Origin of the sequence: Xenorhabdus sp. KJ12.1, assembly GCF_963876495.1 — a bacterium.
Classification (GTDB): domain Bacteria; phylum Pseudomonadota; class Gammaproteobacteria; order Enterobacterales; family Enterobacteriaceae; genus Xenorhabdus; species Xenorhabdus stockiae.
Window position 1 is genome coordinate 1 of record NZ_CAWNQH010000109.1, and the last position, 5,966, is coordinate 5,966.

Annotated in this window: 8 protein-coding genes and 1 pseudogene; 8 read left to right on the forward strand and 1 reads right to left on the reverse strand. The window is 42.7% G+C overall.

Features of this window, described 5'->3' with window-relative positions; translation table 11 throughout:
• The first annotated feature begins 58 nt into the window (after nucleotides 1-58).
• The 5 genes from AACS92_RS18755 (at nucleotide 59) to AACS92_RS18775 (ending at nucleotide 3,537) form a co-directional block, all read left to right on the forward strand.
• Nucleotides 59-1,096, forward strand: a complete 1,038-nt coding sequence (locus AACS92_RS18755; RefSeq protein ID WP_099111935.1) for a DNA-methyltransferase — start codon at nucleotides 59-61, stop codon at nucleotides 1,094-1,096.
• Between the two features lie 152 nt (nucleotides 1,097-1,248).
• Complete coding sequence (locus AACS92_RS18760; protein ID WP_099111936.1) at nucleotides 1,249-2,067, forward strand: DUF2829 domain-containing protein; 819 nt, start codon at nucleotides 1,249-1,251, stop codon at nucleotides 2,065-2,067.
• A gap of 258 nt (nucleotides 2,068-2,325) precedes the next feature.
• Nucleotides 2,326-2,658 (forward strand): phage holin, lambda family, encoded by a 333-nt coding sequence (locus AACS92_RS18765; protein ID WP_099111943.1) that lies wholly within the window; start codon nucleotides 2,326-2,328, stop codon nucleotides 2,656-2,658.
• On the forward strand, nucleotides 2,642-3,076 hold the full coding sequence (locus AACS92_RS18770) for a lysozyme (protein WP_099111937.1): 435 nt from the start codon (nucleotides 2,642-2,644) through the stop codon (nucleotides 3,074-3,076). Before AACS92_RS18765 ends, AACS92_RS18770 begins: the two co-directional genes overlap by 17 nt.
• Entirely contained in the window at nucleotides 3,073-3,537 is a 465-nt protein-coding gene (locus AACS92_RS18775; RefSeq protein WP_099111938.1) for a lysis protein, read from the forward strand. Before AACS92_RS18770 ends, AACS92_RS18775 begins: the two co-directional genes overlap by 4 nt.
• Nucleotides 3,538-3,632: 95 nt before the next feature.
• On the opposite strand, the gene AACS92_RS18780 is transcribed toward AACS92_RS18775, so the two are convergent.
• Nucleotides 3,633-4,043 carry a hypothetical protein gene (locus tag AACS92_RS18780; RefSeq protein ID WP_099111939.1) on the reverse strand — a complete coding sequence of 137 codons (411 nt, stop codon included), beginning with the start codon at nucleotides 4,041-4,043 and terminating at the stop codon, nucleotides 3,633-3,635.
• A 517-nt stretch (nucleotides 4,044-4,560) separates the two neighbouring features.
• Between AACS92_RS18780 and AACS92_RS18785 the strand changes: the two genes are divergently transcribed.
• From AACS92_RS18785 to AACS92_RS18795, 3 genes and pseudogenes are all read left to right on the forward strand, one after another.
• Entirely contained in the window at nucleotides 4,561-4,818 is a 258-nt protein-coding gene (locus AACS92_RS18785; protein ID WP_099111940.1) for a hypothetical protein, read from the forward strand.
• Nucleotides 4,819-5,150: 332 nt separating this feature from the next.
• Nucleotides 5,151-5,507 carry an HNH endonuclease gene (locus AACS92_RS18790; protein WP_099111942.1) on the forward strand — a complete coding sequence of 119 codons (357 nt, stop codon included), beginning with the start codon at nucleotides 5,151-5,153 and terminating at the stop codon, nucleotides 5,505-5,507.
• 168 nt (nucleotides 5,508-5,675) lie between these two features.
• Nucleotides 5,676-5,966, forward strand: a pseudogene (locus AACS92_RS18795) (phage terminase small subunit P27 family); the annotation flags it as partial.

Consider the following 5,966-nt stretch of genomic DNA (forward strand, 5'->3'; position numbering starts at 1 on the left):
CCGGCTTTTCGTGTTGTCGTTTTCCTGAGAACAGTCAGCGTCGAGAGGAAAAAAGCGGATGGATTTACGCCCTGTCACCTTAGTCAACGATGACTCCCTGAAATTTATCAAAACCCTGCCGGATAACTGCATTGACTTAATTGCCACAGACCCGCCGTACTTTCGCGTGAAAGACTGTCACTGGGATAACCAGTGGGAGGACGTCACGGCTTACCTTGCGTGGCTGGATGAACTGTTGGCTGAGTTCTGGCGGATACTGAAACCGAACGGCAGCCTGTACATGTTTTGTGGTTCGCGTCTGGCCTCGGATACGGAATTGCTGGTGCGGGAACGGTTTAACGTGCTGAACCAGATTATCTGGGCGAAACCATCCGGCCCGTGGCGCAGGCAGCATAAAGAAAGCCTGCGCATGTATTTTCCGGCCACAGAACGTATTATTTTTGCCGAACATTACCAAGGGCCATACCAACCGAAAGGCGATGGCTATTTCAAACAATGCCGAGAACTGAAACAGTCGGTGTTTAAACCGCTGGTGGATTATTTTCGGGATGCCCGAAAAGCGTTAGGCATCACAGCAAAAGCCATACACAAAGCCACCGGAAAGCAGATGGCCAGTCACTGGTTCAGCGATAGCCAGTGGCAGTTACCCAGTGAAACGGACTACCAAAAGTTGCAGGGACTGTTTGACCGTATCGCCAAAGAAAAGCATCAGCGCGGTGAACTGAATACGCCGTATCCTGAGCTGGTGGAGTTTCATTTAACCCTGTCGCGTCAGTATGATGAATTGCGGCAGGAATACGGTTTAATGCGCCGCTCGTTTACGGTGACGGCAGACGTGCCTTATACCGATGTCTGGCATTTTGCGCCGGTGCAGTATTATCCGGGCAAGCATCCTTGCGAAAAACCCGCTGATTTAATGGCGCATATTATCCAGTCCAGCAGCCGGGAAGGGGAGCTGGTGGCCGATTTCTTTATGGGCTCTGGGGCGACACTGAAAGCCGCGTTAAAACTGAATCGTCGTGTGTTGGGCGTGGAGCTGGAAGAGGGTCGGTTTAAGCAGACGGAGCAGGAAATCAAATTATTTACAAATAAATGAAATGGATTTCAGTGGATTGTAAAAATGACTACACAAGGCGAATCGATATATTCAATCATAAGAATTTATTAATATATTCATCCTGTTTAACAGCAGGCGGAAATTAAAGATTAAATTTAACTTCCCATTATTTATAAATATAAGGAAATAGTATGTCTGAATTTATTAAGCCTGAACATGAATGCCCCTTTGATCCAAAACAATATCACTGTGATTGTTTTATTGCACCGGTAGGTTCTTTTTCTTGGGCTTTGATTCAATTAAAACTACGCAAGCGCGTTACCCGTTCTGTTTGGGTGAATTGCCAAGGGAATAATGAGATGTATCTGGCTATCACTCCACGTGTCAATAATTTAGCCGTGGAAAAAGATAGCGCTTATGCCGTTGATGGCGTTGCTGTTGGGACTAAATATGATTATTTGACGCATATTGATCTGCGCAATGAACACGGTAATTTTGTGCCGTGGCAACCAACGCAGGAAGATATGATGGCGTGTGATTGGGTGCTTGTGGAAGATAAGGCAAAGCCTGAATCTGAGTCAGATGATATGTTAGTTTTCGATCTTAACTCAGCCTTTGACAAAGAATCTAAGTATTATGGATATTTGGGTGAAAATAGAATAAGTGATATGTCTTACAAATCCATGGGGGTTCTAACAATTATCAAAAATAAGACAGATATTAAAAATGCTTTAATATTCCATTCTGCTAAAACTTATATTCATTTTTCTGTGTCTTTTGATAAATCTAACTCTCAAAAAGTGGAAGAGTTATTTAAGAAGAATCTTTATATCAAAGTTAACAACACAACCTATGATCTTGGGGTTGGATCCCTATGGGGTAATGAGAACACAGATACCAATTACGGATTTTTATATACTTTTGATCAAGCCAAAAAGGATGGGAAAAAATTAAGCGAAATATTAATGAAAACAGGTGAAACCAAGCGTTTCTACTGTAACTGGTATTAATTCAAACCGATGCACTTTAAATTCAAGACTATGTTTCATCCAGTGTGGCTTTTTCATTTTTGCCACCACAATCTCTACCAGAATTTCAATATCTCCTATTGAGATTCGTATTTTATAACATGCTGTTGAACGGTTCTGGTTTGTACGGAACAGTCTGCCTGAACTATATCAGGCAACTTTATTCTATTAACTGTAACTCACAGTGGGGGAACTTATTTCCCCCACGGGTATCAATTGCTCTAATGGTGGAATATGCAGATGAAGGAAAATCCTTATATTTGGGTACACATCGGTGACTGGTTTATCTCGATAAAAGAGCAAGGCATTGGGGCAACCCTCGCCGGGATAATGGCCTTTCTCCGAGGTCGTTATAATGGTGTCGGCTGGTTAAAAGTCTCTATCGATGCCTTTATATGTGCCATGTTCGCTTGGTTTATTCGTGATGTATTAAATCTGTTTGGTCTGAGTCCTGATTTAGCCTATATCAGCAGTGTGATGATTGGTTATTTAGGGACGGACTTTATCGGCCAATGGTTGCGTAAAGCGGCAGAGAAAAGAACGGGAGCATCTTCTGATGGAAATCAGCGATAAAGGCCTTGAGTGCATCAAACAATATGAAGGCCTGAAATTGAAAGCCTACCCTGATCCCGCAACCGGTGGTATTCCGTGGACCATTGGTTATGGCCATATAAAAGGGGTTAGAAAAGGGGATGTGATTACAGAGCAGCAGGCCGAAGCATTTCTGCATGATGATCTCCAACCTGTATACACCACCTTAAGAAGATTGGTTAAAGTTCCTTTGAGTCAAAGCCAGTTCGATGCCTTGTGCTCGTTTATCTTCAATTGTGGTAGCGGTAACTTTTCGGGTTCCACTTTATTGAAGAAACTCAATCAAAGTGATTACACCGGCGCAGCAGCAGAGTTTTCCCGCTGGAATAAAGCAGCAGGCAAGGTTATGCGTGGGCTGGATAATCGCAGGACATCTGAGCGCCAGATGTTTTTATTATGAAGCTCAATTTTACCTCCGGCATTGTTATTGCATTGACTATTGCTTCAGCCGCAGCCTTCTTATACCGCTCTGGCTATAAGAAACAGCTCGGCATTAATAGCGAGCAGATAACGGAAATTCAGCAACTGACTGACACTATTAACTACCAGAATACGCATATTGACATGCTGCATGAACTGGATAGCAAACACACTCAGGAACTTGCCAATGCCAAGACTGAAATCGACACTCTTCAGGCTGATGTTGCCGCTGGCCGTCGCAAGTTGCGCATCCAAGCCAGCTGCCCTGTGTCAGAAACCACTGCCTCCGGCAGCATGGGCACTCCAACCTCCGTCGAACTCATTGGAGAAGCTGGATCAACTGTTCTCGATATCCGAGAAGGCATCATCAACGATCGAACAAAATTAAGCTATTTGCAGGATTATGTGAATATTGAATGTGGGAGAAAAAATAATGACTGAAACAAACGAACTTAATCCCTGTCCGTCTTGTAATAGTGGGTGTACAGAAATGAATTAATATTCAGATGACACATGGTTTTTTGTGCAAACTATCTTTATGGATTACATGTTAATACTTGTGAAGAAAAATTGAATAATGAAATATAAATTCCCGCAGTGTATGTAAAATTGATCAATATGCCAATTGCGACAAAAATGAAGTATAGGAAGCATCTAACCGGTACTGATTTAATTTTTCCACTGATTTCTTTCAATGGTATGTGATTCGAAAAGGTATCTAATAAGAAGAGTGCAAATAGGAAAGCAACCAAAAAACTTACCATAGATCCTATAACCACTTCATATTGCGAGTATTTGCAAAGTGCTCTTAGAGCAAAGAAGCCAACCAGTCCATTTACGACTGAATAACTTGCAAGATTAGTCATTATCGCGCTGCCTCTACTGGCAAATTTAGGTACTTTTTCAAATAAATCTTCAATCTTTTCTATACACGAACGAAAACTCATACAGACTCCTTGTTTGCAAATAGTCTTAGAAATGGAAGAACAAATTTACCTATTTTTAACATATTAAAATTTGAGATAAATCACTTAATGAAGTTAAAGTAACGGTGACAATTTCTTTATTTTGACAGGAATTGCAATACCGATACTCCCTTTGCGTCGTGTTATCATCGTTTGTCGGTATTAGCTAAGGCATATTTCTTTAACATTGGGCGTATAGGCAGAATCAAAAATAACCCATTCCACTGAATAATATGGGTCATTGTCAGCAATATTCCCTGTAGGCAGACGAAGTGATGTGATAGTAGGAGAGACAGCAAATACTGAACAGGGTATTTGCGGAGTGTCTTGTGCAGAATTTTATATCTGTTTTGATACTGCTCCGGTACTTGAAAGTGTGGGGGGGATATCAAACAGGCGAGTTTAATATGATGAAATAGAGTATGTAACACACAATGTAAAGAATGCTAAGTGCTGATTAAATATACTATGCATGTTTGTTCAACATTGGAGTGATTATATGAACGCAATATGGATACCAGTAGTCAGCGCATTTTTAGCTAGTGTTTTTTCTTTACTCATTGCTTGGTTTACGAATTGTTGGAATGAACGTCGTTTTAATAAGCAACTCAAACATGAAAGAGAAAAAGACAGTAAAAAACTTTTAATCTCTCAGGGTTTAATTCCCCGTCGCTTGCGACGAGCAAGAGTTGAACGATGCGAAGCGGGTGATTTCATATCGGAATACCCCGCTGCTTGCGGCGGGGATGTTTATTAGAAAAAGGCGAAAAGCTCATTATCTTACTCTATTCATTTGTTCAATGGGGAAGTCATCGGCTGGGGTATGAATCAATTGATGAATTACCAACAAAACATGAATTCGACTACATAGAATTTGAATTTATTGCTAAAACTTATTTCCCTGAGTTCGAAAATGATATTAGTCTGGTATTAGAAAATCTCAAAATTAAAGATGATTCATCTGAAATATATAAATGCTTCATATTGGAAACAGATAAACTGAAAAATAAAATAAGTTTAAAATTAAATGAATTATCAAAGTAAACCAAACCACCTTCGGGTGGTTTTTTGCTATATGGAGACCAGAACATGCCACCTCGCATTCCTCGCGCCTGTCGCAAGTCAGGTTGCCCGAAGACCACTACCGACCGTAGTGGCTACTGCACTGACCATCTCCACACGGGATGGCAATATCACCAACAGGGCAAGAGCCGACACCAACGCGGTTATGGTAATCAATGGGATAAGCTAAAGACGCGAGTCAAACAACGGGATAACTTTCTGTGCCAGCACTGCTTACGGCAGGGACGAGTGGTCGCCGGCTCGACCGTTGACCATATCCAACCCAAAGCCCACGGTGGCACCGATGCATTAAACAACCTGCAATTGTTGTGTGAAGCCTGCCATCGGCAGAAGACCGCGACCGAGCGATTACGAAGAGATTAATTTCTGAGTGTAACCATTGCTCATGTCATCGTGATAGGGAGAGGGCGGGTCAAATCGCTGCCCCTCTCGCTCCCAAGGACCGCCACCGTGGGTCTTTTTTTATCCCCGCGAAAAATGAAATTTAAATCACGCGTTTTTCACTGTTTTTAAGTACGGGAGGTGCTGTGTATGGCCGGAACGGCGGGCAAGTCAGGTCGTCGCCCCAAGCCGACGGCACGCAAGGTACTGGCCGGCAATCCGGGAAAACGCAAGCTGAACCGGGATGAACCGACGTTTATCCCGTTGACGAGCGTTTCACCGCCGGATTGGTTTGCCGAAGGTGAAATGTCGTTGGCCGGGGTGATGTGGGCGCTGACCAGCAAGGAATTATGCGCACAGGGATTACTGTGTGTCACGGATCTTGTGGTACTGGAACGCTGGTGTGTGGCTTACCAGTTCTGGCGCAATGCTGTGATGAAT

Coding starts and splice junctions, on each gene's coding strand:
- AACS92_RS18775 (WP_099111938.1), top strand. CDS start 3,073: ATGAAGCTCAATTTTACCTCCGGCATTGTTATTGCATTGACTATTGCT.
- AACS92_RS18755 (WP_099111935.1), top strand. CDS start 59: ATGGATTTACGCCCTGTCACCTTAGTCAACGATGACTCCCTGAAATTT.
- AACS92_RS18785 (WP_099111940.1), top strand. CDS start 4,561: ATGAACGCAATATGGATACCAGTAGTCAGCGCATTTTTAGCTAGTGTT.
- AACS92_RS18790 (WP_099111942.1), top strand. CDS start 5,151: ATGCCACCTCGCATTCCTCGCGCCTGTCGCAAGTCAGGTTGCCCGAAG.
- AACS92_RS18765 (WP_099111943.1), top strand. CDS start 2,326: ATGAAGGAAAATCCTTATATTTGGGTACACATCGGTGACTGGTTTATC.
- AACS92_RS18770 (WP_099111937.1), top strand. CDS start 2,642: ATGGAAATCAGCGATAAAGGCCTTGAGTGCATCAAACAATATGAAGGC.
- AACS92_RS18780 (WP_099111939.1), bottom strand. CDS start 4,043: ATGAGTTTTCGTTCGTGTATAGAAAAGATTGAAGATTTATTTGAAAAA.
- AACS92_RS18760 (WP_099111936.1), top strand. CDS start 1,249: ATGTCTGAATTTATTAAGCCTGAACATGAATGCCCCTTTGATCCAAAA.